Here is a 24,387-nt window from a genome sequence, read left to right as displayed (position 1 = left end):
CCCGCCGATCTCGTCGGTGACGGCACGCTCGACATCGGCGGGGTCGAGCGTGATCAGGTCGAGGACCTGGGCGAAGCCGCCGGCGTCCAGCTCGAGGTCAGGCAGCCGCAGGACGATGCCGTCGTCACCGTGCATGGCCTGCACGTCGATGCCGAAGTGCTCGCGCATGCGGCCCGCGATGGCCAGCGCCCACGGGGCGTGCACCTGCGCACCGAAGGGGGAGTGCAGCGCGACCCGCCAGTCGCCGATCTCGTCGCGGAAGCGCTCGACCACGATCGTGCGGTCGTCGGGCAGGTGACCGGTGGCGGTGCGCTGCTCCTCGAGGTAGACGAGCAGGTTGTCGCGCGCCCACTGGTCGAGCCCGGCCTCCTCGAGACGCGCATGGGCTCCCTTGGCCGGCAGGGCGCCGACCTCACGGACGAAGGCGCCGACCGCGGCGCCCAGCTCGGCCGGGCGCCCCAGCTGGTCGCCGTGCCAGAAGGGCAGCCGGCCGGGCTGCCCGGGAGCGGGCGTGACGAGGACCTGGTCGTGGGTGATGTCCTCGATGCGCCAGCTGCTCGTGCCGAGGGTGAAGACGTCGCCGACGCGGGACTCGTAGACCATCTCCTCGTCGAGCTCACCGACCCGCCGTCCGGGACCGTCGCCGGAGGCGAGGAAGACGCCGTAGAGACCACGGTCGGGGATGGTGCCACCGCTCGTCACCGCGAGCCGCTGCGCCCCACGTCGGCCGACGATCGTGCCGGCCACCCGGTCCCACGTGATGCGTGGTCGCAGCTCCGCGAAGTCCTCCGACGGGTAGCGCCCGGCCAGCATGTCGAGGGTCGCGTGCAGGAGCGTGGTCGGCAAGGAGGCGAAGGGGGCCGCGCGCCGCACCAGCGCCTCCACCTCGTCGACCTGCCAGTCGTCGAGGGCGCACATCGCGACGACCTGCTGCGCGAGGACGTCGAGAGGGTTGGCCGGGACGTGCATGGCCTCGATCTCGCCGGCGCGCATGCGCTCGACGACGACGGCCGACTGGACGAGGTCGCCGCGGAATTTGGGCAGCACGACGCCGTGGCTCACGGCGCCGACCTGGTGCCCGGCGCGGCCGACCCGCTGCAGGCCGGAGGCGACCGACGGCGGTGACTCGATCTGGATGACGAGGTCGATCGCGCCCATGTCGATGCCGAGCTCCAGGCTCGACGTCGCGACGACGCAGGGCAGACGACCGGCCTTGAGGTCCTCCTCGATGAGCGCGCGCTGCTCCTTGCTCACGGAGCCGTGGTGCGCCCGGGCGAGGACGGGCGGAGCCCCGGCGGATGAGCCCGACTGGGCCATGACCTCGGCCGGCGGCCGGGTCGTGCCGGCGGGTTCGGTGGCCCACGGGTCCTCGGGCGGTGCCATCCGCTCGGCGTGGATCTCGTTGAGCCGGCCGGTCAGTCGCTCACCGAGGCGGCGGGAGTTGACGAATACGAGGGTCGAGCGGTGCTGCTCGACGAGGTCGACGACACGCTCCTCGACGTGCGGCCAGATCGAGGCGCGGCGCTCCTCGCCGGCAGCGGCGCCGGAGAGGTCGCCCGTGGGCTCGCCGAGCTCGGTGAGGTCCGCGACGGGGACGACGACGTCGAGCTGCCACTGCTTGGTCGAGGTCGGTTGGACGATCTCGACGGGCCGTCCGCCGGCGAGGAATCGGGCGACCTCGTCGACGGGGCGCACCGTCGCCGACAGCCCGATCCGCTGGGCGGGGGTCTCCAGCAGGGCATCGAGGCGCTCGAGGGACAGGGCCAGGTGCGCGCCGCGCTTGGTGCCGGCGAGGGCGTGGATCTCGTCGATGATGATCGTGTCGATCCCGCGCAGGGCGTCTCGCACCCCCGAGGTGAGCATGAGGAAGAGCGACTCGGGCGTCGTGATGAGGACATCGGTCGGTGCCTTGGCGAAGGCTCGGCGCTCGTTGGCCGGGGTGTCACCGGATCGGACGGAGACCGACACCTGCGGTGCCGTCAGGCCGAGCCGGTCGGCGGCGTGGCCGATGCCGACGAGGGGGGCGCGCAGGTTGCGCTCGACGTCGACGGCCAGCGCCTTGAGGGGGGAGATGTAGAGGACCCGGCACCGGGCGAGCTTGTCGGCCGGAGGCTCGCTCGCCGCGAGCCGGTCGAGGGCCGACAGGAAGGCCGACAAGGTCTTGCCCGAGCCGGTCGGAGCGACGACGAGCGCATGACTCCCGGCGCTGATCGCGCTCCACGCGCCCACCTGCGCCGGCGTGGGCGCGGCGAAGCTGTCCCGGAACCATGTCGCGGTCGCGGGGGAGAAGCTGTCGAGGATGTCGTCGGTCATGAGCGAGTCACCCTGCAAGCCTGCCACCCACCCCTGACATCCGGCTCTCAGGGGCGACACCGTCAGCGGGCGAGTCCGGACGCCGTGGACAGCTCCTGGGTGAGCATCGCGCCGACCTTGACCAGGAGGACGGTCAGGCCGACGAGGAGCACCACGGCGGCGAGCGCATCCAGCGGGCGCGTCAGGACGAAGGTCGGGATCATCCGGTCGGGGACGGCAGCGAGAAGTCGCCGTCCCGGATGTCGCGGATCCAGTACGACGTGATCGCGATCCAGAGCATGAGGCCGGCCCAGACCCGGCCGAGCAGGACGTGGCGGGCGTCCCCCTTCGTCGGGCGGAAGAGCTGGTACCTGCCGAGGGAACGTGCGACGAGCGCGGCGACGAGGTGCGAGAGCAACAGCGGAGTCATGGCGACTCCTCCGTGATCGCGGTGAGGCGGGGCACGTGGTCGGCGATGACGGCAGGGTCCTGGCCGATGCCTCGGACGACGTCGTCGAATTCGGAACCCAACCGCTCGCCGGCCCGCGCGAGCAGGGCCAAGTAGCGCGCGTAAAAGATGCCGAAGGGGGCCAGCCGCGCCTCTGCTGACTGGTCAAGAGTCCGCACGAGTCGGTGCAGGTCGTGCGCGAGAGTGCTCATGAAGAGTTCCTTGCAGGCGCAAGTTGGGCGCGCAAGTATCTGTCGCTCAGCGGTGCTTGTCCGGCTCCAGCCGCAGAGTCATCAGGGTGGTCGCGAGCATGTCGTAGTGCCCGACGAGCAGGAGCAGCTCGATGGACTCACGCTCGGTGGTCACGCTGCGCAGCCGCTCCCACTGGGTGTCGTCGAGGTCCTTGGTCCGCACGAGCACCTGCGCGGACTCCCGCAGGACGCGCTCGCGGTCGCTCAGGCTGTCGACGACCGTGTCGGCCAGGATCCCCTCGATCTCGGCGGACGTCAGCCCGGCCCGCCGGCCCAGCAGACGGTGGTGCTCGCGCTCGTACTCGCAGCCCCGCTCGGTGGCGACGGTGAGGATGACCAACTCGGACTCTCGGCGCTCCAGGGATCCGAAGGGCATGAGCCGGCCGGCGAAGTGCAGCCACCCGGTGAACAGCCCCTTGGTCCGACCCAGCGTCGTGAAGATCGCCGGTGGTTCGGTCCCCGTCACCCGGCCGGCGGCGCGAGCGAAGCCCCAGCGGACCGGTCCGAGGTCCTTGATCCCACCCGGGGCGATGCGAGCGGTCATGACGAGCCCAGCGTCTTGGCGGTGCTCGTCGGCTGCTCGGTCGTGTACTCGACCTGCTCCTTGCGCGCGATCTCGAGGGACTCCACGAGGTGCGGCAGGGGCTTGAGCTCGATGACGCGCTGTGCCACGTGGCGCAGCGGGACCACCGGGCCGACCCAGGCCGGGGCCGTGATCCGACGGCTGCGCCGGGCGATGCCTCGCTCGAGCGCGCGCAGACCTGCCTCGATGGGCGCGACACCGCTGACGGTGCCGCCACCGGTCAGTCGCTTGCCGGCCGTGGTGGCGAAACCGCGGCTGGTCATGTCGGTCTCGAGCTCGGAGTAGTAGGCGACGCCGACCTTGGCTCCGCTGGGCTTGATCTCCTGGCGCAGGGTGTTGCCGATCGCCTCCACCGCAGCCTTGCTCGCGCTGTATGCCCCCAGCAGGGGGACGTGCACGGCGCCGCCGAGCGACGAGGTCGCCATGGCGTAGCCGCTGGGGTGCGAGATGTGGGGGCCCGTCGCGCGCAGGGTGTAGAAGACACCCAGGGTGTTGACCCGCAGGTGGGCCTCCATGACATCGGGCTGGCCGCCGATGATCGGCAGCTGCTTGGCCAGGCCCGCGTTGGCGATCACGACATCGAGGCCGCCGAGCTCGGCGACGAGCTCCTCCACGACCTGGTCGACCGCATCGGGGTCGGAGACATCGCACTCGCGCCACGGGGCGTTGTTGCGGGCAGCCACCTCGGCGAGCAGGTCGGGCTCGAGTCCGGCGAGGGCCACGCGAGCGCCATGGGCGGTCAGCAGGTCAGCGATCCCGGCTCCGATGCCGCGCGCCGCGCCTGTGATGAGGACGCGACGGCCGCGCAGGGCCGGGGTGTACTTGGGACGCGGAGAGAGGGTCATTACCAGACGGTAACAACGAACGTCTGCTTTCGCGACCCCTCAGATCTCGTCGCGCAGCCCGTGCACCAGCAGCGCCAGTGCCGCCGTGTAGGTCGAGAGGACCACGCCGGACGAGATCGCCCGCGCCCGTGGTGTTTTCGCGTACTGCTGCCCCACGATGATGGCCGCGTCCGACACAAGGAAGAGGGCACCCCCCAGAGCGATCGCGGGTCCATTGCGGGGGCTGCCCCCTTCGCCCATCGCCAGCGCAGACATCGAGCCGAGGAGCAGGCCGTACCCGGTGAGGACGGGGTCTGGCGCTCCGCCGTCACTGTCGAGCACCGCCAGGCCGGCGAGCGTGGTCGCTGCGATGGCTGAGGTCAGTGGCTTCGGCCGTGCTCCGTCGTGGACGAGCAGCCCGACGAGACCGAGCTGCTGGATGGCGAAGGCACTGGCACCCATGCGCATGTGGGAGCGGGACGCCTCGCCCGTGGCCCGGCTCGAGCGGTACATGGACCAGTCGCCGACGGTCGAGCCGGCGAGTGCCGCGAGCAATGTGCCGGTCCGCTTGGGGCAGCGCTGCGAGCGCGTCGCGAGGACGCCCGCGGCGAGGGTCGGCGCGAGAGCCACCTTGGTCGAGACGTGGGTCCGGTCGCGGCCGAGGACGTCCGCGACCGTCGTCGCCACGGCCAGCGGCAGGTACGCGAGCAGGTCTGCGCGAGAACGGATGGCGGACGAAATGCTCATGAGGACTCCGGTTGCTGCTGGGTGATGCAGTGGATGCCTCCACCGCGGGCGAAGAGCGGACGGGCGTCGACACCGATGACCTCGCGCCCCGGATAGACCTCGCGCAGCACCGCGAGCGCGCGCTCGTCGTGAGGGTCGTCGAAGACGCACGCGACGACCCCGCCGTTGCACACGAGGTGGTTGACATAGGACCAGTCGACCGGGCCCTCGTCGTCGGTCAGGGTCTGCGGCGCCGGGATGCGGGTGACCGTCAGGGGGCGTCCTGCGGAGTCCGTGGCGGCGAGCAGCACGGTCTCGATCTCCCGGCTGACCGCATGGTCGGGGTGGGACTCGTCCTCCTGCCAGTGGAGGAGGACATAGCCGGGCCGGGTGAAGGTGGCGACGATGTCCACGTGACCGCGGGTGCCGAACTCGCCGTAGTCACGGGTGAGCCCACGCGGCAGCCAGATGAAGGTGTTGACGCCGAGCAGGCGCCCCATCTCGGCCTCGATGTCCGTCTTCGTCGCGCCCGGGTTGCGTCCCGGGTCGAGCTGGACGGTCTCCGTGAGCAGGACGGTGCCCTCCCCGTCGACGTGCAGGCCGCCCCCTTCGCCGACGATGGACGAAGGGAGGTGGTGTGCGCCCGCGGCGTCGGCAACCTGCGAGGCGATCCGCGCGTCGAGCCCCCACGTGGCCCAGTCCTGCCCGCCCCAGCCGTTGAAGATCCAGTCCACGCCCCCGAGCTCACCCTCGGGGGACAGGACGAAGCTGGGTCCGATGTCGCGCATCCACGCGTCGTCGAGGTCGGCGATGACGATGTCGATCGGGTGGGGCGTGTCGTTGCGGATGTACTCGCGGCACAGGTGGATGTCGCCCGGCGGCACCACGAGCGTCACGGGCTCGAAGCGGGCCACGGCCCGCGCCACGGCTGCCCACGTCGTCCGTGCGCTCTCGACCTCTGCGTCGGAGCCGCCCAACGTGTACCCGTTGCTGGGCCAGGCCATCCACGTGCGCTCGTGGTCGGCCCACTCGGCGGGCATCCGCCACCGGGTCGTCGTGCCCATCGGGCGCCCTCCTTGGTCGTCGTGGCTGCAGTATGCCGTCCCTCGCCGGGTTGCGCGGCACCTAGACTGCGGGGCGTGCGAGTCAGCCGGTTCTGGACCCTCATGGAGGACGAGTTCGGGGAGGGCTATGCCCATACGCTCGCGCGCGGCCATGTGGTCCAGGCGCTCGGTGACCGCACCGTGTCGACGGCGCTGGACGACGGGGAGTCCCCGCGCCTGGTGTGGGAGACCCTCTGCGAGGACCTCGACATCCCGGACCACCGGCGCCTCGGGATCGACCGGGCGCCGATGGAGGTTCCGCCCGAGATCGCCAACGAGAGGCCCGAGTGAGCGAGCACGTGCTGCTGCAGGCTCGCGGCCTGACCAAGACCTTCGGTGACTTCACGGCGGTCGACGGCATCGACGTCGAGGTGACCCAGGGGGAGTCCTTCGGCTTCCTCGGGCCCAACGGCGCCGGCAAGTCCTCGACGATGAAGATGGTCGCCGCGACCTCCCCACCGAGCGGCGGTGACCTGCGCATCTTCGGGCTCGACCCGGTGACCGACGGTGCCGCCGTGCGCGCCCGCCTGGGCAACTGCCCCCAGCAGGACAACCTCGACGAGGAGATCACCGTCGAGGAGAACCTGCACGTCTACGGTCGCTACTTCGGCCTGCCGCGCAAGGTGATCCGCGAGCGCACCGACGAGCTGCTCGACTTCGCCCAACTGACCGAGCGCCGCAAGGACAAGGTCGAGCCGCTCTCCGGCGGGATGAAGCGGCGCCTGACGATCGCCCGGTCGCTGATCAACAACCCCGAGATCCTGCTCCTCGACGAGCCGACGACCGGTCTGGACCCGCAGGCGCGACACGTGCTGTGGGACCGGCTCTTCCGCCTCAAGCGGCAGGGCGTCACGCTCATCATCACCACGCACTACATGGACGAGGCCGAGCAGCTGTGCGACCGGCTCGTCGTGATGGACCACGGCCGTATCGTCGCCGAGGGTTCGCCGCGCTCGCTCATCGAGGCCCACTCCAGCCGTGAGGTGCTCGAGCTGCGCCTGCCCTTGGACGAGCGTGCGGACCACTCCGACGTGTCGCACTTGGTGGACGGCATCGGTCAGCGCGTGGAGGCGCTGCCCGACCGTCTGCTCGTCTACACCGACCACGGCGACTCCACCCTCGAGGCGGTCCACGCGCGCGGTCTGGAGCCGATCAGCTCGATCGTGCGCCGCTCGACCCTCGAGGACGTCTTCCTCCACCTCACCGGTCGCACGCTGGTCGACTGATGAGCGTCGTCTCGCGCCACGTCCACGGCGAGCGGACCCCCCTTCGTCCTGCGGAGCGGGTGCGGGCCGTCGCGGGCTACTTCCTCGTCGTCTACAAGCGCACCTGGCAGGGCTCGCTCTTCAGCCGCTTCGTCTCGCCGTTGCTCTTCCTGCTCGCGATGGGTCTGGGCCTCGGCTCGCTCGTCGACGGCTCGTCGGGGGGAGTGGACGGTGTGCCCTACCTGCTCTTCGTCGCGCCCGGGATGGTCGCCGTGCAGGCGATGATGACCGCGGTCAGCGAGTCGACCTACCCGGTCTACGGGCTCTTCACGTGGAACCGGATGTACCACTCGATGCTCGCGACGCCGCTGACCGTCAGCGACCTGCTGCTCGGTCACCTGAGCGTCGTCGCGGTCCAGGGCGCGATCGCGGCTGCGGCCTTCGTGCTCGTGGCGGCACTCTTCGGCAGCTTCACCTCCTGGTGGGTGCTGCTCGCGGTCCCGATCGGGGTGCTCGTGACGCTCGCCTTCGCGGTGCCGCTCTTCGGGTTCACGGCGCGGGCGAAGGGGGACTCCTCCTTCAACGTCGTCTACCGCCTCGTCATCACGCCGCTCATGCTCTTCTCCGGTGTCTTCTTCCCCGTCGACCGGCTGCCCCTCGTCCTCGAGGCGCTCGCCTGGGTGACGCCGCTGTGGCACGGCGTCGAGCTGGTGCGGTCCTCCGCGCACGGGAGCTTCACCCCCTTCGACCTGGTGCACCTGGTGGTGCTGATCGCCTTCGTGGCGCTCGGGTGGGTCTACGCCCGCACCGGGATGACCAAGAGGTTGGTCTCGTGAGCGTGAGTGGTGTCCTGACGCCCGGCCTGGCGATGTGGCGCACGGTCGTGGAGCGCAATGTCGTGAGCTTCCGGCGGCAGTGGGCGGCCTTCGTCACCGGCTTCGCCGAGCCGGTCTTCTACCTCTTCTCGCTCGGCATCGGCGTCGGGTCGCTGGTCCCCTTCGTCATGACGGACGGGGGATCACAGGTCACCTATGCGGCCTTCGTCGCGCCGGCCATGCTCGCCAGCTCCGCGATGAACGGCGCGGTCATGGACTCGACCTTCAATGTCTTCTTCAAGCTGAAGTACGCCCGCATCTACGACGCGATGCTCGCCACGCCACTGGGCCCGCGGGACATCGCCGTCGGCGAGGTGGTCTGGTCGTTGATCCGTGGCGGGGTCTATGCGCTCGTCTTCTACCTCGTCGCCCTCGCGGTCGGGGTCGTCGAGTCCTGGTGGTCGGTGCTCGCGGTGCCCGCGGCGGTCTTCATCGGGCTGGCCTTCTCCGCGGTCGGCATGTTTGCCACGACCTTCATGCGCTCGTGGGTCGACTTCGACTGGATCATGCTGGTCATCCAACCGCTCTTCCTGCTGTCCGCCACCTTCTTCCCGCTGGCGACCTACCCGGGCTGGGCCCAGCCGATCGTCATGGCGACGCCGCTGTACCACGGGGTCGCGCTGGAGCGCGGGCTGATGCTCGGCGAGGTCGGCTGGGGTCTGCTCTGGCACGTCGCCTACCTCGTCGTGCTGGGTGTCGTGGGGATCTGGGCGACCTCCCGGCGCATCGAGACGCTGCTGCGCTCCTGAGCGAGGACCGCGGCGAAGGGGGACTCGCGGCGTGTCGGCGCGCCGCTCCCGCCCTCGAACACGTGTTCGGGTAGCGTCTTCCACAGGTGCTCGGCCGACGACACCGGCGTCCACAGCCCCAGGGCAGTTGTGGACCGTTGTCGGTGGTGGCTCCTAGCGTCTGACCAGACAGCACGAGACGTCCCACTGTGCAGATCTGGTCGCCGGTGGACGCGCCCGACACGATGATTCAGGAAGGTGTGGCATGGCTGACGTCACCGCCATCGACAGCAAGCTCCAGGAGCAGAAGCTCAAGTCCCTCGACAATGTCATGGGCCAGATCGAGAAGGCCCACGGCAAGGGCGCGGTCATGCGCCTCGGCGACGACATCCGCCCTCCGATCGCGGTCATCCCCACCGGGTCGATCGCGTTGGACGTGGCCCTCGGCATCGGCGGGCTGCCCCGCGGTCGAGTCGTCGAGATCTACGGTCCGGAGTCCTCCGGCAAGACGACCGTCGCCCTGCACGCCGTCGCCAGCGCCCAGCGTGGCGGTGGCATCGCGGCCTTCATCGACGCCGAGCACGCGCTCGACCCTGACTACGCCAAGAAGCTGGGCGTCGACACCGACGCCCTCCTGGTCAGCCAGCCGGACACCGGTGAGCAGGCTCTCGAGATCGCCGACATGCTCATCCGTTCCGGTGCACTCGACATCATCGTCATCGACTCCGTCGCGGCACTCGTCCCCCGCGCCGAGATCGAGGGCGAGATGGGTGACAGCCACGTCGGTCTGCAGGCCCGCCTGATGAGCCAGGCCCTGCGCAAGATCACGGGTGCGCTGAGCACCTCGGGCACCACCGCGATCTTCATCAACCAGCTCCGCGAAAAGATCGGCGTCATGTTCGGCTCGCCCGAGACGACCACGGGTGGCAAGGCGCTGAAGTTCTACGCCTCGGTCCGTCTCGACGTGCGTCGCATCGAGACGCTCAAGGACGGCACCGACGCGGTCGGTAACCGCACCCGCGTCAAGGTCGTCAAGAACAAGGTCTCGCCGCCCTTCAAGCAGGCCGAGTTCGACATCCTCTACGGCCAGGGCATCTCGCGTGAGGGTGGCCTGATCGACATGGGCGTCGAGCACGGCTTCGTCCGCAAGGCGGGCGCCTGGTACACCTACGAGGGCGACCAGATGGGCCAGGGCAAGGAAAATGCCCGCAAGTTCCTCAAGGACAACCCGCTGCTCGGCGAGGAGATCGAGGCCAAGATCAAGACCAAGCTCGGCATCGGTGTCCGACCCGTCGAGGAGTCGGCCGACGAGCCGGCCGAGGTCCCGGTCGACTTCTGAGGCATCGGATGAGCACTGACGAGGCCGCCGCCGCACGCACGCTCGAAGGGCTGCGTGCGGCGGTCTCCGCTGTCGAGGCAGGCACGCCGGTGCCGGACCAGATCAGGGAAGACCAGGGCGCGCAGGCGCCACCCCCCGACCCGCAGACCAAGGACGCGGACGCCGACCCGTACGCCGTGGCCCGTGCCGTCGTCCTGCGACTGCTGACTGGGTCGCCCAAGTCGAGGTCCGAGCTGGAAAAGGCGCTGCGCCGCAAGGACTGCCCCGACGATGTCGCGGCCGAGGTGCTCGACCGCTTCGAGCAGGTGGGGCTGGTCGACGACGAGGCCTACGCGCAGGCCTTCGTCCGCTCCAAGCAGGCCGGGCGCGGCCTGGCCCGCCGGGCGTTGTCCCACGAGCTGCGCAAAAAGGGGGTCGACGAGGAGCTCGCCCAGGCGGTGCTCGACGAGGTCGACCCGGAGGACGAGCGGGCCCGCGCCCATGAGCTCGTCGCCAAAAAGCTGCGCTCCATGCATGGCCTGGACCGCACCGTCCAGACGCGTCGCCTCGCCGGGATGCTCGCGCGCAAGGGGTACGGCAGCGACGTGGCCAGGGTCGTCATCGCCGAGGCGCTCGACGCCCAGCCGGAGCATCAGCGGGACTGACCGGGGAGCACTCCCCATTCCCGCGAGGGGTCCGCGGCCCTAGTTTGTTGTCGAGGACCGGTGTCCGCTCCGGTCGACGACGACAGGGGAGCCCATGACCGCGCAGACCGGCGAGCCGCAGCGCTCGGCCAAGATCCGCCGGATGACGCAGGCAGCCTTCGACACCGCCGTCGGGGTCGCGACCAGTGAGGCAACGGCCGGCGCAGAGGATCCCGCCGTCTGGGCCGAGCTCGAGAGGGCAGGTCTCGCCGCAGGGAGAGCGCTGCTGCCCGCCTGGTCCGACGCCCTTGCCGCGTCCCCCGCAGCTCCCGTCCAGATCAAGATCGTGGCGCGCGAGGGTGAGGTCTCCTTCGAGTCCGAGATCTCGCTCCTGCCGGGTCTCGGACTGTGTCGCACCCAGCGCGTGGCGCTGCGGACGACGCCCACGGCCTACGAGCCGGTGTCCCGCGAGGAAGCGGTCGAGCTGGTCGCCTTCCCGCCCGAGGACCTGTGGTTGGCGGTGCGTCGGGTCCTGCCCCCACGCGATGCCCTCCGTGCCCCGCTGCACATCACGCCACCCTCGCGACAGAGAGACCTGAAGGTGACGCCGGAGGCCGTCGAGCAGCTCGCGCAGCGGCTCGAGGGCGACCCACTCGGTCGCACCCCCGCGGAGATCCTCGAGACCGCGCCCGAGCTCGACCCGGAGCTGCGCGCAGTGCTGGCCGGTGGGTCCGCGGAGGTTGCCCTGCTCGTGGGCGCCGTCACCGGCCCCGACGACGTGACACCCGTCGGCGCCTGCCGCTGGACGGTCGTGGGGGAGCAGCTGTACTCCCTGCGCTCCACGCCTGATGCCGTGGCGGTGGTCGCTGTGGAGGACGGGGACCTGGCAGCCGACCTCATCTGGTACGTCACGGGTGCGTACAACCTCGTGAGCGAGATCGCGACCGAGGCTGCGGGCCGATGAGTCTCAGCGAGGGGATGGACCTCGCCCGGGTCCGAGAGGTCGCCGGGCAGATCCGCACCTCTGCCCAGACCGCTGGTGATGTCCGTCAGCAGGGGGATGGCCAGCTGGCCATCCTGCGAGAGGCGTGGAGCGGGACGGACCTGGAGCAGTTCGACAAGGGGTGGACGTCTCAGTCGCCGGCGCTCGAGCGGATGGCCGAGGCCCTGCGCCGGGCGGCCGATGATCTGCTGGGGCAGGCCGAGCAGCAGGAGAGTGCATCTGGTGGTGCCGGCACCCCGGGCAACGGGGGGTGGACCGATCGCACGGCTGACGAGCCGTGGTGGACACGCTTCGCCGACAAGGACTTCGGCAAGGACATCCTGGACAGCGAGCCCGACGACGAGGACGAGGAAGAGGAGGAGGACGACGACGGCAACCTGTTCAGCAGGGCGAAGGACAAGGTCGGTGATGTCGTCGACGAGGTCAAGGACACGGCCGGGGATGTCAAGGACTTCGGTACGGACGTCATCGACACCGCCAAGGACACCGCCGGCGATGTCAAGGACGGACTCGACTGGCTCGGTGGCGAGGCCAAGGACGGGCTCGCCTGGTTGGGCGGGCAGGCCACGGAGGGGCTCAGCTGGATCGGCCAGCAGGCCAAGTCAGTGGCTGCCGACGTCGCCCAGTGGTTGGACGGCATCGGTGACGGCTTCATCCGCAACGTCGAGGCCCAGGTCAACCTGCTCGGTCAGTTCACGCAGATCTTCACGGAGGGGCGTCTGCCGCGGATCTCCGAGGTCGTCGCGAGCGTCCTGATGGTCGGCGGCACCGGTGTCGGTGTGCTCACCAACATCCTCACGGGCGCTGACCGCCACATCCTCGACGACGGCCACGGACGCGCAGGGGAGGTCACCGAGCTGGGAGACTCGCAGGTCAGCAATGACGCTGGCACGCACCCCGAGCTGCGTCCTCCGACCTCCCTCGACGAGATCCTGCGGAGCACCTCGGACGCCTACGAGGTCCGCGGCGAGGACGGCTCCGGCAGTGTCCGTGTCACCGAGGTGACCAAGGACGGCGAGACGTCCTACATCGTCAACGTCCCGGGAACCGAGCGGTGGTGGCCGCACACGGACGCCAACCCCTTGGACCTCACCGGCAACCTCGCCAGCATCTCCGGGGAGCAGACCGCTGCCATGCAGGCCGTGCAGGACGCCTTGACCGCGGCGGGCGTCGAGTCGGACGACCCGGTGATGCTCGTCGGCCACTCCCAGGGCGGGATCATCACCAACGCGCTGCTGTCCGACCCCGCCTTCACCGACGACTTCAACGTCACCCACTCGGTCACCTACGGGTCTCCGGTGGACGGCTTCGACATCCCCGATGACGTGCAGGCACTCAACCTCCAGCACCGCGGGGACGTCGTGCCGCGTCTGGACCTGGGCGACCACTACCTCGGCTTGCCCAATGTCCACCAGATGTTCACCGGCAACGGACCCGGCGAGACCCGCGTGGTGCTCGACAGCCCGGGGTGGGGGATCAACCCGATCGACAACCACAGCCACGCCCTGTACGCAAACTCGGTGCAGGCCTCGCACGACCCTGCCCTGCAGGCATACGAGGAGGGACTCGACAACTTCATCGTGGGTGAGCACGACGGCTCGCAGGTGTCCGGACGCGATGTCGAGCTGCGCAGGGAGTACGACGACTGAGCGCTCGGACGGTGGCTAGAGTCGACGCCATGCCGACGACCCGGAGAACGGTGTTGACCATGGGATTCATCTCCACAGTGCTCGCTGCTTGCGGTCGAGGCGGCCTCGATGCCGACCGGCTCAACGAGGTCGTTCGTGCAGTCGACGGGGTCGAGGGCAGTAACCTGACGATCGAGAAGCCCGGGGGCGGTAGTCGTTCCCTGCGTGGGGGAGTGCAGCTCCCGGACGACGAGGCGGCGGCGAAGCAGGTCTTTGACGCGGCACTGCGGGCACTGTCGGACGAAATCGGTGGTGACGCGGACGTCAATCTCATGATCTATGTGCACGGCGAGTACGCCGGCGGCCAGCTGAGTACGGCGGACGTCGGGGCCCCGCTCAACCCGAGTGCGTACGGCCTCTGGCAGCACTACAACGGCTGACCTCGCCGCTCGTCCGCCGTTGTGAGGTCCCGTCTGCGTAGTGTGGGCGCCGTGACTGACAGTGACTCTCTCTTCGGGACATACGCACGCGGTGCGGCATGGGACGAGATGCTGGACGAAGGGGGTGAACCCCGCCAGCCGTACAAGCCGATCCACCACACCCTTCGCTCCATGGAGCCGCAGGAGCTGAAGGATCGCGCGGACGCCCTCGCCCGGATGTTCTTCGAGCAGGGCGTGACCTTCGACCACGCCGGCGAGGAGCGTCCCTTCCCTCTGGACGCGGTCCCTCGCGTGATCGACGCGGAGGCCTGGCAGGACGTCGAGCTCGGTGTCGCCCAGCGGGTCAAGGTGCTCGAGGCCTTCCTCGATGACATCTACAGCCGCCCGAGTGGCCTCCCGCGGGCGGTCGAGGACGGCATCATCCCGTGGAAGCTCATCTCCACCTCCAGTCACTACCACCGCGCCGTGACCGGCCTGCGCCCACCCAATGGCGTGCGCGCACACGTCAGCGGCATCGACCTCATCCGCGACGAGGAGGGCACCTTCCGCGTCCTCGAGGACAATGTGCGGGTGCCGTCGGGCGTCTCGTACGTCATCGCCAATCGTCGCGCGATGACCAATGTCTTCCCCGAGGCCTTCGCCACCATGCGCATCCGGCCGGTGCACGACTACCCGCGGATGCTCCTGCAGGCACTGCGCGCCTCGGCGCCCGAAGGGAGGGCCGACCCGACGGTCGTCGTCCTCACCCCCGGCGTCTACAACAGCGCCTACTTCGAGCACACGCTCCTCGCCCGGATGATGGGCGTCGAGCTCGTCGAGGGCCGTGACCTCGTCGTCCGCGGTGGCGAGGTGCGGATGCGCACCACCCACGGGGAGGAGCGCGTCGACGTCATCTACCGACGCATCGATGACGACTTCCTCGACCCGGTGCACTTCCGCCGCGACTCGATGCTCGGCGTGACCGGACTGATCTCCGCGGTCCGCGCCGGCCGCGTTACCCTGGCCAATGCCATCGGCAACGGCGTGGCCGACGACAAGCTCGTCTACTCCTATGTGCCGGACCTGACCCGGTACTACCTCGACGAGGACCCGATCCTGCCCAATGTCGACACCTATCGCCTCCAGGAGCCAGAGGCCCTGCAGGAGGTCCTCGGGCGCTTGGACGAGATGGTCACCAAGCCGGTCGACGGCTCGGGTGGCAAGGGCCTGGTCATCGGCCCGGCAGCCAGCGGTGAGGAGCTCGACGCGCTGCGCACCAAGCTGCAGGAGGACCCCCGCGGGTGGATCGCCCAACCGGTGGTGCAGCTGTCGACGGTCCCCACCCTCATCGACGGCAAGCTGCGTCCGCGACACGTCGACCTGCGGCCCTTTGCGGTCAACGACGGCAACGACGTGCAGGTCCTGCCCGGCGGACTCACCCGCGTCGCGCTCCCCGAGGGGCAGCTCGTCGTCAACTCCAGCCAGGGAGGCGGGTCCAAGGACACCTGGGTCCTCGCCGGTCGCTACAACCGGCTGACCCCTGATGTCGACGAGCGTGAGGTCATCTTCCTCGGTACCGGCGCCGGGACGCACGAGCGTGATGCCGCGCCGGGAGCGACCCAGAGCCAGTCACAGTCGCAGTCGCAGGACCCCAGCGAGGAGGAGCTGTGATGCTCAGCAGGATCGCGGACTCACTCTTTTGGATCGGCCGCTATGTCGAGCGGGCCGACGGCACCGCCCGGATCGTCGACGTCCTGCGCCTGCAGCTGCTGGAGGACCCCGCAGCGGATGAGCAGACCGCCTGCACGATGGTGCTGCGCGGGATCATGGGCTACGAGGAGGTCGGCGAGGTCGACTACACCGGGACGAGCCGGATGCTCGTCTTCGATGCCAACAACCCCAACGCCGTCTCCGGGTCGTGGCACCAGGCCCGCGAAAATGCGCGGCGGGCCCGCGAGACGGTCTCCACCGAGATGTGGGAGGCGATCAACACGACCTACCACCGGTGGAATGCCTTCACCCCCGGGCGGGCCACCCAGCACCACCTCGGCTGGGTGCGGGAGCGTGCTGCGCTCCTCGACGGGCTGACGGACACGACGATGAGCCACGACGACGCATGGGACTTCCTCGTGCTCGGTCGCGCGCTGGAGCGTGCTGACATGACCGCCCGGCTCGTGGCGACGGGTGCCAGCGACTTCGGGCCCGGCTGGGGCTCGGTCCTGGCCAGCTGTGGCGCGCAGCAGGCCATGCTGCGCACCATGCGTGGAGTCGTCACCGACCGGACGGCCGCGGCCTTCCTCACGCTCGACCGGCGTTTCCCACGCTCGGTCATCGCCGCGCTGAAGGAGGCGGAGGACCGGTTGATCAACCTGTCGCCGGACAAGGACCGGGTGGGCTTCTCCGACGAGGCCCGTCGCATCCTCGGTCAGATCCGCACCTCGCTGGAGTTCAGCAACCCCGCCACGGTCCTGCACGACCTTCCCGAGCGGATGCAGCTGGTGCAGGACGCCGTCATGGCGGCATCGGACGCGATCGGCACGCGGTACTTCATGTCCGCGCCGGTCCAGGAGTGGACGGGAGAGATCGTATGAGCAGCAGGCGTCACCGGATCGTCCACCGCACGACCATGCGCTACGACGGAGAGGTCACGGCGGCACACAACGAGCTGCGGATGATCCCTGTCAGCGAGCCGGGCCAGGCCACCCTCGAGGCCCGTGTCCGGGTGCGTCCGCTCAGCTGGAGCAATGTCTACGAGGACCACTGGGGCACGCAGGTCATGGCGATGGAGTCCCAGACGCCCCACGGCGTCCTCGAGATCGAGGCCGTGAGCACCGTCGAGCGCTCTGAGCTGCCGGTCCAGGCGGATGCCGCAGGGTGGGACACCGTGCGTGACGAGGGGACGATCGACCGGCTCAGCGAGTACCTGGCGCAGACGGGGCGCACCGATCCTCCGGAGGAGGTGGCGGCGCTCGCCCGCGATCACGCGGACGCACCGACCCCGCGCGCCGCGGCCATCGCCATCGTCGGGCGGGTTCACGAGGCGCTGAGCTACGAGCAGGGCATCACCGGGTGGCAGGCCACGGCCGCCGAGGTCTGGGAGCGTCGCGGTGGGGTCTGCCAGGACTTCGCGCACCTGACCCTCGGCGCACTGCGGTCCATCGGGATCCCGGCCCGTTATGTCAGTGGCTATCTCACCGTCGAGGACGGCGAGGTCGAGCGTGGCACGACGGTCCAGGCGCGCAACCACGCGTGGATCGAGCTGTGGGACGGCGGGTGGCACCCGCTGGACCCCACCAACGTCGGTCCGGTCGGGCTCGACCACGTGGTGATCGGCCGCGGCCGCGACTATGACGACGTCTCTCCCTTCCGTGGCATGTTCGTCGGCCCGGAGGTCACCGACCTCGAGCTGGAGATCACCTACACCCGCATCGGGTGAGCGGACGTACCCTTGGTGGGCCATGACTGCATCGCCCAAGACCTATGACGTGCGCACCCACGGGTGCCAGATGAATGTCCACGACTCCGAGCGGCTGGCCGGTCTCCTCGAGACGGCCGGTTACGTGGACATCTCGAGCCTGCCCACCGACGACCGGGGTGAGGTGGCTGATGTCGTCGTCTTCAACACCTGCGCGGTGAGAGAAAACGCCGACAACAAGCTCTACGGCAACCTCGGGATGCTGCGTCCCTTCAAGCAGCGCAACCCCGACATGCAGATCGCTGTGGGCGGCTGCATGGCACAGAAGGACCGCGACACGATCGTCGATCGCGCGCCCTGGGTGGACGTCGTCTTCGGCACGCACAACATCGGCTCGCTGCCGGCGCTGCTGGATCGCGCGCGGCACAACGAGCAGGCGCAGGTCGAGATCCTCGAGTCCCTCGAGACCTTCCCCTCGACGCTGCCCACGCGGCGCGACTCGGCCTACTCGGGCTGGACCTCGATCTCGGTCGGCTGCAACAACACCTGCACCTTTTGCATCGTCCCGGCCCTGCGCGGCAAGGAAAAGGACCGCCGCCCCGGCGAGATCCTCGCGGAGCTCGAGGCGCTCGTGGCCCAGGGCGTCCTCGAGGTGACCCTGCTGGGGCAGAACGTCAACAGCTATGGCGTCGAGTTCGGCGACAAGCTGGCCTTCGGCAAGTTGCTGCGCGCCTGCGGTGACATCGAGGGGCTGGAGCGGGTGCGCTTCACCAGCCCCCACCCGGCGGCCTTCACCGATGACGTCATCGAGGCCATGGCCGAGACGCCCAATGTCATGCCGAGCCTGCACATGCCGCTGCAGTCCGGCTCCGACCGCGTGCTCAAGGCCATGCGGCGCAGCTATCGCTCGGAGCGCTTCTTGGGGATCATCGAGCGGGTGCGCGAGCGCATCCCGGACGCAGCGATCACGACCGACATCATCGTCGGGTTCCCGGGGGAGACCGAGGAGGACTTCGCCGAGACCCTGCGCGTGGTGCGCGAGTCGCGCTTCAGCTCCGCCTTCACCTTCCAGTACTCGATCCGCCCCGGCACGCCGGCGGCGACGATGGCCGACCAGGTGCCCAAGGAGGTCGTCCAGGAGCGCTACGAGCGTCTCATCGCGCTGCAGGAGGAGATCTCCTGGGCGGGCAACCGCGAGCAGGAGGGGCGGGAGCTCGAGGTCCTCGTCGCAGTGGGGGAGGGCCGCAAGGACCGAGCCACGGCGCGCCTCAGCGGTCGTGCGCCCGACAACCGTCTGGTCCACTTCGCGCTGCCCGAGGACCTGCCGGAGTCGGAGCGTCCGCGCCCCGGGGACATGGTCACCGTCGGCGTCACCTACGGGGCCCCGCACCACCTTGTCGCGGACTCCGCCCTCGACGGGGGGACCTTCTCGGTCCGTCGGACCACGGGCGGTGACGCGTGGGCAGCCTTGCAGGGCAAGGGTGCCGAGGGCGCGGTCGCCAAGCCGGGCGTCTCGCTCGGCATGCCGAGCATCGGCGCTCCCGACCCGGTGCAGGTCAGCGCACCCGCCTGCGGGGCCTGAGCGCACGCCCGAGCACGCTCCTCAGAGCACGACGAAGGGGGTCGGTCACCACAATGGTGACCGACCCCCTTCGTCATCAGGAGCGGAAGCTCACTCGCCGATCTTGCCGTCGAGGAACTCGCGACCCTGGTCGCTCTTCTCGGAGTCGAGGCCCTTGCCCTCAGCGAACTCGCCAGCCCTGTCGAGGCCCTGGTCGCTCACGCCCTCGACCTTGTCGCCGTGCTCACCGAGAGCGTCAGTGGCCTTGCCCTTGAGATCGTCGAATCCCATGGTGTTCTCCTTCTGTCGTCGGTTGCCCGGAAGGGCTGTGTCTCCACCCAAACACGACATTCCCTGCTCTTCAACCGCTGGCGGCGTATGGTGAAGGTGGTTGAAAAACCAATAGTTGACACAACAACCAAATACCTCTAATGTCGTACGTGTTCACCACACCACCTGATTCGCCCACAAGGAGCTCCACATGACCGATGTCGCCACCACCACCGCCCTGCAGGACCTCGCCGCCGGCACCTACGTCGTCGACGCCAGCCACAGCGAGGTCGGCTTCGTCGCCCGCCACGCGATGGTCACCAAGGTCCGCGGCTACTTCCGCGACCTCGAGGGCACGATCACCGTGGCCGACGACCTGTCCGCCTCCTCCGCGACCGCCACGATGAAGACCGCCTCGGTCGACACCGGCAGCGCAGACCGCGACGGTCACATCAAGTCCGCTGACTTCTTCGACGTCGACAACCACCCGGAGATCACCTTCGTCTCCACGGGCATCGCCAATGTCGAGGGCAACGAGTTCGACCTCAACGGTGACCTGACCATCATGGGCATCACCAAGCCGGTCACCCTCAAGGCCGAGTTCGAGGGCACCGCCCAGGACCCCTTCGGCAACGTGCGTGCGGGCTTCTCCGCGTCCACCGTCGTCGAGCGCGAGGACTGGAACCTCTCCTGGAACGCCCCCCTCGAGACCGGTGGCGTCCTCGTCTCCAAGAAGATCACGCTCAACCTCGAGATCTCGGCCATCAAGCAGGCCTGAGTCCCACCGCTCCCGACGAGCCCCGACGCCACCACGGCGTCGGGGCTCGTCCGCTGCGTGGCGACACAGGTGAGAAGATGCCGCCCATGACGATCCACCCCATCACCATCACGGGAGAGCCGGTCCTGCACACCCGTGCGGAGCCGGTCACCGAGTTCGACGCCCGGCTGCGCACGCTCGTCGAGGACATGTACGCAACGCAGGAGGCCGCCCACGGGGTCGGCCTGGCCGCGCCGCAGATCGGCCTCGGCCTGCGGATCTACACGTGGAGCATGGCCAACGACGACGGCGTCCCCACCCTGGGCCATGTCATCAACCCCTACGTCAAGGCGACGAAGCCAGCCGTCGGCGAGCCCGACCGCGACAACGAGTCCGAGGGCTGCCTGTCCGTGCCGGGGTACTCCTTCCCCCTTCGCCGTGGCGAGAGCGCCGCGGTCACGGGCTACGACTGGGACGGCAACGAGATCGCCTTCTCCGCGACCGGTTGGTTCGCCCGCTGCATGCAGCACGAGTACGACCACCTCAACGGCTTCCTCTACGTCGACCGGTTGGGCGACAAGTGGAAGAAGAAGGCCCGCAAGGCCGTCAAGGCTGAAGGCTGGGGCGTCCCCGGCCTGACCTGGATGCCGGGGGAGGGGCCCGACCCCTTCGGCCACGACGACCCGGACCTTGACGACGAGGACCTCGACACCGAGTGATCCCCCAGGTCATCGCCGTCGTCGGCGCCACGGCGACCGGCAAGTCCGACCTCGCGCTCGACCTCGCCGAGGAGCTTGGTGGCGAGGTCGTCAACGCCGACGCCATGCAGCTCTACCGCGGCATGGACATCGGCACCAACAAGCTGCCGGTCGACCAGCGGCGCGGCATCCCGCACCACCTCTTCGACGTGCTCGAGGTGACCGACGAGGCGACGCTCGCCGACTACCAGTCGCGGGCCGAGGCGACGATCGCCGAGATCCTCGGGCGTGGTCACGTGCCGGTCCTCGCCGGTGGGTCGGGGCTCTATGTCCGCGCGGCCCTCGACCATCTCGAGATCCCGCCGACGGATCCCGCGGTCCGGGCACGTCTCGAGACCCAGGCGCAGGACGAAGGGGGGAGTGACGCCCTTCGTCATCGGTTGCGTGAGCTCGACCCGGCGGCAGCGGAGGCCATCGAGCCCAACAACATCCGACGGATCATCCGTGCGCTCGAGGTCGTCGAGATCACCGGTCGACCTTTTTCGGCCACGGCGCCGACCAAGCGCTACCGCCGCCCTTCGCTCGTCATCGGGCTGCGCGACGACTGGGACGCGCTGACGCAGCGGATCGAGCGCCGGGCTCGCGGGATGTGGGAGGGCGGGCTGCTCGACGAGGTGGCCCGCCTCGACGCAGCCGGTCTGCGCGGCGGGCGCACCGCCTCTCGAGCCATCGGATATGCCCAAGCGCTCGGTGAGCTCGACGGTCGATGGGGTCGCGAGGAGGCCATCGCCGACACCTCGCGCGCCACGCGACGCTACGCGCGCCGGCAGGAGTCGTGGTGGCGTCCCGACCCGCGGGTGGAGTGGCTGGACGCCGCAGGCGCCGACCTGCGTGCCGCGGCGCTGGACCTCACCCGACGTCCGACACAATGGACACCATGAACCTGCCTTTCACCAAGGGCCACGGCACGGAAAACGACTTCGTCCTCGTGCCCGACCTCGACGGCGAGCTCGACCTGACCCCCGCGCAGGTCGCCCTGCTCGCCGACCGCCAGGCCGGCATCGGCGGTGACGGCGTGATCCGCATCGTCCGCACGGCCAAGGCCGCCGAGGAGGACATCCGGGCACTGGCCGACGAGGCCGAGTGGTTCATGGACTACCACAACGCCGACGGGACGCTCGCCCAGATGTGCGGCAATGGCACCAGGGTCTTCGCGACCTGGCTGCGCCGTGAGGGGCTGGTGGGGGAGTCCTTCGCCATCGCCACCCGGGCCGGCATCCGGCAGATCCGCTTCGAGGGTGACGAGGTCGTGACCCACATGGGTACCTGGCGCTTCGTCGACGAGGCCAAGGCGCAGGCGCAGGGCTTCGACTCGCTCGTGCACGTCGAGGAGGCCGAGGACATCACCGAGCCGTACTCCGCGCTCTCGCTCGACCTGGGCAACCCGCACACCGTCGTGGCACTCCCCGAAAACGTGAACCTCAACGGCATCCGGCTCCGTCAACCTCCGATGGTCAACCCGGTGCCGCCGGAGGGCAGCAATGTCGAGTTCGTCAGGGTCCTCGGTCCCGGCCGCATCTCGATGCGGGTCCACGAGCGTGGGGTGGGAGAGACCCGTTCCTGCGGGACCGGCGTGTGCGCGGCGGCGATCGGCACGGCCTTCTGGTCGGGCGATGTCGATGCCACCGGCGAGATGACGGTCGAGGTCCCCGGCGGGACCTTGCGCGTGCGGCTGCTGGCCGGCCGTGAGGTCGAGCTGGCCGGGCCCGCGGTCTTGGTGGCCGACGGGACGACGACGCTCATCTGAGGTCCCCCCTTCGCCATGTCTCGCGGGGCCACCGCGGTCCCCGAGGCGGGGCCACCACCCGTGGGGCATGACCTGCCCAAGATGCCGGTGATGCGAGGCGGTGGCGGGGCGGTGGCCTCCGTCGATCCCATCGTCAGCCAGATCGGGATCGACATCCTCGACAGCGGCGGCAACGCGGCCGACGCAGCGATCGGCATGGCGGCTGCCGTTGGCGTCGTCGAGCCCTACACCTCCGGGCTCGGGGGTGGCGGCTTCTTCGTCCACTACGACGCCACGTCCGGTGAGGTCGAGACGATCGACGGACGCGAGACCGCACCCGGCAGCTTCCACGACAAGGTCTTCGTCGGGGCCGACGGCGCCGCGATGGACTTCGACACCGTGGTCAACTCCGGTCTGTCCGTGGGCGTCCCGGGGACCCCGGCCACGTGGGAGATGGCGGCTGATCGCTATGGCACGAAGTCGCTCAACACGCTGCTCAAGCCGGCTGAGATGGTCGCCCGCAAGGGCTTCGTCGTCGACCAGCCCTTCCACGAGGCCACGGTCGACAACGCCGACCGCTTCGCCAAGTTCCCTGACACTGCCAAGATCTATCTCCCCGGTGGCGAGCCGATCAAGACCGGGGCGATCCTGCGCAACCCCGACCTGGCCACGTCCTATCGGTTGATGCGCACGCACGGTGCCGACGCGATGCAGCGCGGTGACCTCGGCAAGGCCGTCGTCAAGACGGCGCGCAACCCGCGCACCGCCCCCGGGGTCTCCGTGCCGCGGGGCCAGATGACGATGGCCGACATGCGTTCCTACAAGGCTCTGGTCAAGGAGCCCACGCACAGCGAGCACCGAGGTCTGGACGTCTACGGGATGCCGACGCCGAGCTCGGGCGGCATCGCGGTCAGCGAGATCCTCAACCTCCTCGAGTCCTACGAGGAGCGGACCGGCAAGCAGACCGAGGACCTGTCCGAGGGGGAGTGGGCGCACTGGTTCGCCGAGGCCTCGGCCACCGCCTTCGCCGACCGCAACCGCTATGTCGGTGATGTGCCCGGCGTCCCGGCCAAGGAGCTTGTCTCCCAAGGGTTTGCGGACGAGCGGTCGTGCCTCTTCGACGCGGGCAAGGCGATGACACGCCCCGTCCCCTTCGGCTCGCCTGATGGCTCCTACGAGGACTGCCAGACGTCTGGAGAGACCACGCAGGTGGGGGCGCAGGACCAGCACACGACCTCGCTGACCGCTGTCGACAAGGACGGCAATGCCGTCACCTACACGCTGACGATCGAGCAGTACGGCGGCAGCGGCATGGTCGTCCCCGGCTACGGGTTCCTGCTCAACAACGAGCTGACGGACTTCAACTTCACGCCCGTGACCCAGGGTGTCCCCGACCCCAACCTCCCCGGGCCCGGCAAGCGACCGCGCTCCTCGATGGCACCGACCATCGTGCTCAAGGACGGCAATCCGTGGATGACGGCTGGCAGTCCCGGCGGCGCCACGATCATCACGACCGTCGCCCAGCTCGTCGCCGGCGTCACCGACCGCGGGATGCCGATCGGTGACTCCCTGGCCGCGCCACGGATCTCCTCGCGCAACGGGTCCTCGACCGAGCTGGAACCGTCGCTCGCCGACGGGACGGTCGGCGAGTACCTGGAGTCGCTGGGACACACGACCAGGAAGGTCGATCGCCTCGGCAATGCCACCGGCATCCGCGTGCACGACCGACGTGACCACGAGGCCGCGGCCGAGCCGACCCGAGCGGGCGGCGGGTCGGCGATGGTGGTCGACCCGGACTGGTGGCGGTACCTGAGCAAGCCGTGAGGGCGTCCTAGGCTCTCGATGTGGAGCTG

General features: G+C 69.7%; 27 protein-coding genes. 18 read left to right on the top strand and 9 right to left on the bottom strand.

Translation table 11 applies throughout. The annotated features are described in order from the left end of the window. The 8 genes from JLI01S_RS08045 to JLI01S_RS08015 all read right to left on the bottom strand — a co-directional run. Nucleotides 1-2,313, bottom strand: a 2,313-nt coding sequence (locus tag JLI01S_RS08045) for a DEAD/DEAH box helicase (RefSeq protein WP_157074872.1), incomplete at its 3' end; no start/stop codon positions are given. A 62-nt stretch (nt 2,314-2,375) separates the two neighbouring features. After that, a complete protein-coding gene (locus tag JLI01S_RS16920) occupies nt 2,376-2,516 on the bottom strand; it encodes a hypothetical protein (protein ID WP_157074871.1) in 141 nt (46 codons plus the stop codon). Then, a complete protein-coding gene (locus JLI01S_RS08040) occupies nt 2,513-2,722 on the bottom strand; it encodes a DUF2306 domain-containing protein (RefSeq protein ID WP_068262788.1) in 210 nt (69 codons plus the stop codon). The genes JLI01S_RS16920 and JLI01S_RS08040 overlap by 4 nt, the downstream gene beginning before the upstream one ends. Further along, nucleotides 2,719-2,952: a hypothetical protein gene (locus JLI01S_RS08035; protein ID WP_068262785.1), complete on the bottom strand. Its 234-nt coding sequence runs from the start codon at nt 2,950-2,952 to the stop codon at nt 2,719-2,721. The genes JLI01S_RS08040 and JLI01S_RS08035 overlap by 4 nt, the downstream gene beginning before the upstream one ends. Nucleotides 2,953-2,998: 46 nt before the next feature. Next, nucleotides 2,999-3,535, bottom strand: coding sequence for a carboxymuconolactone decarboxylase family protein (locus JLI01S_RS08030; RefSeq protein WP_068262781.1), 537 nt, complete (start codon nt 3,533-3,535; stop codon nt 2,999-3,001). Continuing rightward, nucleotides 3,532-4,419 (bottom strand): SDR family NAD(P)-dependent oxidoreductase, encoded by an 888-nt coding sequence (locus JLI01S_RS08025; RefSeq protein ID WP_068262778.1) that lies wholly within the window; start codon nt 4,417-4,419, stop codon nt 3,532-3,534. Before JLI01S_RS08025 ends, JLI01S_RS08030 begins: the two co-directional genes overlap by 4 nt. A 39-nt stretch (nt 4,420-4,458) precedes the next feature. After that, the gene (locus JLI01S_RS08020) at nt 4,459-5,145 is read right to left on the bottom strand and encodes a lysoplasmalogenase family protein (RefSeq protein WP_068262773.1); all 687 of its coding nucleotides are present in this window, start codon (nt 5,143-5,145) and stop codon (nt 4,459-4,461) included. After that, nucleotides 5,142-6,188, bottom strand: a complete 1,047-nt coding sequence (locus JLI01S_RS08015; RefSeq protein ID WP_068262770.1) for an agmatine deiminase family protein — start codon at nt 6,186-6,188, stop codon at nt 5,142-5,144. Before JLI01S_RS08015 ends, JLI01S_RS08020 begins: the two co-directional genes overlap by 4 nt. A 75-nt stretch (nt 6,189-6,263) precedes the next feature. Here JLI01S_RS08015 and JLI01S_RS08010 point away from each other — a divergent pair, with 75 nt between their 5' ends. The 13 genes from JLI01S_RS08010 (at nt 6,264) to miaB (ending at nt 19,044) form a co-directional block, all read left to right on the top strand. Beyond that, nucleotides 6,264-6,518, top strand: a complete 255-nt coding sequence (locus JLI01S_RS08010; RefSeq protein WP_068262767.1) for a DUF3046 domain-containing protein — start codon at nt 6,264-6,266, stop codon at nt 6,516-6,518. Then, the gene (locus JLI01S_RS08005) at nt 6,515-7,453 is read left to right on the top strand and encodes an ABC transporter ATP-binding protein (RefSeq protein ID WP_068262764.1); all 939 of its coding nucleotides are present in this window, start codon (nt 6,515-6,517) and stop codon (nt 7,451-7,453) included. Before JLI01S_RS08010 ends, JLI01S_RS08005 begins: the two co-directional genes overlap by 4 nt. Further along, on the top strand, nt 7,453-8,268 hold the full coding sequence (locus JLI01S_RS08000; RefSeq protein WP_068262760.1) for an ABC transporter permease: 816 nt from the start codon (nt 7,453-7,455) through the stop codon (nt 8,266-8,268). The genes JLI01S_RS08005 and JLI01S_RS08000 overlap by 1 nt, the downstream gene beginning before the upstream one ends. Continuing rightward, on the top strand, nt 8,265-9,056 hold the full coding sequence (locus tag JLI01S_RS07995; protein WP_245634562.1) for an ABC transporter permease: 792 nt from the start codon (nt 8,265-8,267) through the stop codon (nt 9,054-9,056). The genes JLI01S_RS08000 and JLI01S_RS07995 overlap by 4 nt, the downstream gene beginning before the upstream one ends. Before the next feature lie 244 nt (nt 9,057-9,300). Then, nucleotides 9,301-10,374 (top strand): recombinase RecA, encoded by a 1,074-nt coding sequence (gene recA / locus JLI01S_RS07990; RefSeq protein WP_068262757.1) that lies wholly within the window; start codon nt 9,301-9,303, stop codon nt 10,372-10,374. 8 nt (nt 10,375-10,382) lie between these two features. Continuing rightward, nucleotides 10,383-11,018: a regulatory protein RecX gene (locus JLI01S_RS07985; protein WP_169797303.1), complete on the top strand. Its 636-nt coding sequence runs from the start codon at nt 10,383-10,385 to the stop codon at nt 11,016-11,018. A 94-nt stretch (nt 11,019-11,112) separates the two neighbouring features. Further along, the gene (locus JLI01S_RS07980; protein WP_068262754.1) at nt 11,113-11,961 is read left to right on the top strand and encodes a hypothetical protein; all 849 of its coding nucleotides are present in this window, start codon (nt 11,113-11,115) and stop codon (nt 11,959-11,961) included. Beyond that, a complete protein-coding gene (locus JLI01S_RS07975) occupies nt 11,958-13,649 on the top strand; it encodes a PGAP1-like alpha/beta domain-containing protein (protein ID WP_157074870.1) in 1,692 nt (563 codons plus the stop codon). The genes JLI01S_RS07980 and JLI01S_RS07975 overlap by 4 nt, the downstream gene beginning before the upstream one ends. A 59-nt stretch (nt 13,650-13,708) precedes the next feature. Then, complete coding sequence (locus JLI01S_RS07970; protein WP_068262748.1) at nt 13,709-14,068, top strand: hypothetical protein; 360 nt, start codon at nt 13,709-13,711, stop codon at nt 14,066-14,068. A gap of 108 nt (nt 14,069-14,176) precedes the next feature. After that, on the top strand, nt 14,177-15,718 hold the full coding sequence (locus JLI01S_RS07965; RefSeq protein WP_084349289.1) for a circularly permuted type 2 ATP-grasp protein: 1,542 nt from the start codon (nt 14,177-14,179) through the stop codon (nt 15,716-15,718). Continuing rightward, nucleotides 15,718-16,638 (top strand): alpha-E domain-containing protein, encoded by a 921-nt coding sequence (locus tag JLI01S_RS07960; protein WP_068262745.1) that lies wholly within the window; start codon nt 15,718-15,720, stop codon nt 16,636-16,638. The genes JLI01S_RS07965 and JLI01S_RS07960 overlap by 1 nt, the downstream gene beginning before the upstream one ends. Beyond that, nucleotides 16,635-17,483: a transglutaminase family protein gene (locus tag JLI01S_RS07955; protein WP_068262743.1), complete on the top strand. Its 849-nt coding sequence runs from the start codon at nt 16,635-16,637 to the stop codon at nt 17,481-17,483. The genes JLI01S_RS07960 and JLI01S_RS07955 overlap by 4 nt, the downstream gene beginning before the upstream one ends. A gap of 22 nt (nt 17,484-17,505) precedes the next feature. Continuing rightward, nucleotides 17,506-19,044, top strand: coding sequence for a tRNA (N6-isopentenyl adenosine(37)-C2)-methylthiotransferase MiaB (gene miaB, locus JLI01S_RS07950; protein ID WP_068262740.1), 1,539 nt, complete (start codon nt 17,506-17,508; stop codon nt 19,042-19,044). A 90-nt stretch (nt 19,045-19,134) separates the two neighbouring features. Here the strand turns inward: miaB and JLI01S_RS07945 are convergent, their stop codons facing one another. Beyond that, nucleotides 19,135-19,314, bottom strand: a complete 180-nt coding sequence (locus JLI01S_RS07945) for an Rv0909 family putative TA system antitoxin (protein WP_068262737.1) — start codon at nt 19,312-19,314, stop codon at nt 19,135-19,137. Between the two features lie 190 nt (nt 19,315-19,504). Between JLI01S_RS07945 and JLI01S_RS07940 the strand changes: the two genes are divergently transcribed. The 5 genes from JLI01S_RS07940 to ggt all read left to right on the top strand — a co-directional run bounded on the left by JLI01S_RS07940 (nt 19,505) and on the right by ggt (nt 24,358). Then, entirely contained in the window at nt 19,505-20,071 is a 567-nt protein-coding gene (locus JLI01S_RS07940; RefSeq protein WP_068262734.1) for a YceI family protein, read from the top strand. Between the two features lie 86 nt (nt 20,072-20,157). After that, nucleotides 20,158-20,769: a peptide deformylase gene (def, locus tag JLI01S_RS07935; RefSeq protein ID WP_068262808.1), complete on the top strand. Its 612-nt coding sequence runs from the start codon at nt 20,158-20,160 to the stop codon at nt 20,767-20,769. Beyond that, complete coding sequence (gene miaA, locus JLI01S_RS07930; RefSeq protein ID WP_068262731.1) at nt 20,766-21,689, top strand: tRNA (adenosine(37)-N6)-dimethylallyltransferase MiaA; 924 nt, start codon at nt 20,766-20,768, stop codon at nt 21,687-21,689. The genes def and miaA overlap by 4 nt, the downstream gene beginning before the upstream one ends. After that, the gene (gene dapF, locus JLI01S_RS07925) at nt 21,686-22,555 is read left to right on the top strand and encodes a diaminopimelate epimerase (RefSeq protein WP_068262728.1); all 870 of its coding nucleotides are present in this window, start codon (nt 21,686-21,688) and stop codon (nt 22,553-22,555) included. The genes miaA and dapF overlap by 4 nt, the downstream gene beginning before the upstream one ends. Nucleotides 22,556-22,570: 15 nt before the next feature. Next, on the top strand, nt 22,571-24,358 hold the full coding sequence (ggt, locus tag JLI01S_RS07920; protein ID WP_084349288.1) for a gamma-glutamyltransferase: 1,788 nt from the start codon (nt 22,571-22,573) through the stop codon (nt 24,356-24,358). Nucleotides 24,359-24,387 lie beyond the last annotated feature (29 nt).

This window comes from Janibacter limosus NBRC 16128 (genome assembly GCF_001570985.1).
Taxonomy (GTDB): domain Bacteria; phylum Actinomycetota; class Actinomycetes; order Actinomycetales; family Dermatophilaceae; genus Janibacter; species Janibacter limosus.
This window is presented reverse-complemented; position numbering and strand designations above follow the sequence as displayed.

Coding starts and splice junctions, on each gene's coding strand:
- recA (WP_068262757.1), top strand. CDS start 9,301: ATGGCTGACGTCACCGCCATCGACAGCAAGCTCCAGGAGCAGAAGCTC.
- JLI01S_RS08025 (WP_068262778.1), bottom strand. CDS start 4,419: ATGACCCTCTCTCCGCGTCCCAAGTACACCCCGGCCCTGCGCGGCCGT.
- JLI01S_RS07960 (WP_068262745.1), top strand. CDS start 15,718: ATGCTCAGCAGGATCGCGGACTCACTCTTTTGGATCGGCCGCTATGTC.
- miaB (WP_068262740.1), top strand. CDS start 17,506: ATGACTGCATCGCCCAAGACCTATGACGTGCGCACCCACGGGTGCCAG.
- JLI01S_RS08040 (WP_068262788.1), bottom strand. CDS start 2,722: ATGACTCCGCTGTTGCTCTCGCACCTCGTCGCCGCGCTCGTCGCACGT.
- JLI01S_RS07965 (WP_084349289.1), top strand. CDS start 14,177: ATGCTGGACGAAGGGGGTGAACCCCGCCAGCCGTACAAGCCGATCCAC.
- JLI01S_RS07975 (WP_157074870.1), top strand. CDS start 11,958: ATGAGTCTCAGCGAGGGGATGGACCTCGCCCGGGTCCGAGAGGTCGCC.
- JLI01S_RS07940 (WP_068262734.1), top strand. CDS start 19,505: ATGACCGATGTCGCCACCACCACCGCCCTGCAGGACCTCGCCGCCGGC.
- JLI01S_RS08000 (WP_068262760.1), top strand. CDS start 7,453: ATGAGCGTCGTCTCGCGCCACGTCCACGGCGAGCGGACCCCCCTTCGT.
- ggt (WP_084349288.1), top strand. CDS start 22,571: ATGTCTCGCGGGGCCACCGCGGTCCCCGAGGCGGGGCCACCACCCGTG.
- JLI01S_RS07985 (WP_169797303.1), top strand. CDS start 10,383: ATGAGCACTGACGAGGCCGCCGCCGCACGCACGCTCGAAGGGCTGCGT.
- JLI01S_RS07980 (WP_068262754.1), top strand. CDS start 11,113: ATGACCGCGCAGACCGGCGAGCCGCAGCGCTCGGCCAAGATCCGCCGG.
- JLI01S_RS08030 (WP_068262781.1), bottom strand. CDS start 3,535: ATGACCGCTCGCATCGCCCCGGGTGGGATCAAGGACCTCGGACCGGTC.
- JLI01S_RS08020 (WP_068262773.1), bottom strand. CDS start 5,145: ATGAGCATTTCGTCCGCCATCCGTTCTCGCGCAGACCTGCTCGCGTAC.
- JLI01S_RS16920 (WP_157074871.1), bottom strand. CDS start 2,516: ATGATCCCGACCTTCGTCCTGACGCGCCCGCTGGATGCGCTCGCCGCC.
- def (WP_068262808.1), top strand. CDS start 20,158: ATGACGATCCACCCCATCACCATCACGGGAGAGCCGGTCCTGCACACC.
- JLI01S_RS08035 (WP_068262785.1), bottom strand. CDS start 2,952: ATGAGCACTCTCGCGCACGACCTGCACCGACTCGTGCGGACTCTTGAC.
- dapF (WP_068262728.1), top strand. CDS start 21,686: ATGAACCTGCCTTTCACCAAGGGCCACGGCACGGAAAACGACTTCGTC.
- JLI01S_RS07945 (WP_068262737.1), bottom strand. CDS start 19,314: ATGGGATTCGACGATCTCAAGGGCAAGGCCACTGACGCTCTCGGTGAG.
- JLI01S_RS07955 (WP_068262743.1), top strand. CDS start 16,635: ATGAGCAGCAGGCGTCACCGGATCGTCCACCGCACGACCATGCGCTAC.
- JLI01S_RS07970 (WP_068262748.1), top strand. CDS start 13,709: ATGGGATTCATCTCCACAGTGCTCGCTGCTTGCGGTCGAGGCGGCCTC.
- JLI01S_RS08015 (WP_068262770.1), bottom strand. CDS start 6,188: ATGGGCACGACGACCCGGTGGCGGATGCCCGCCGAGTGGGCCGACCAC.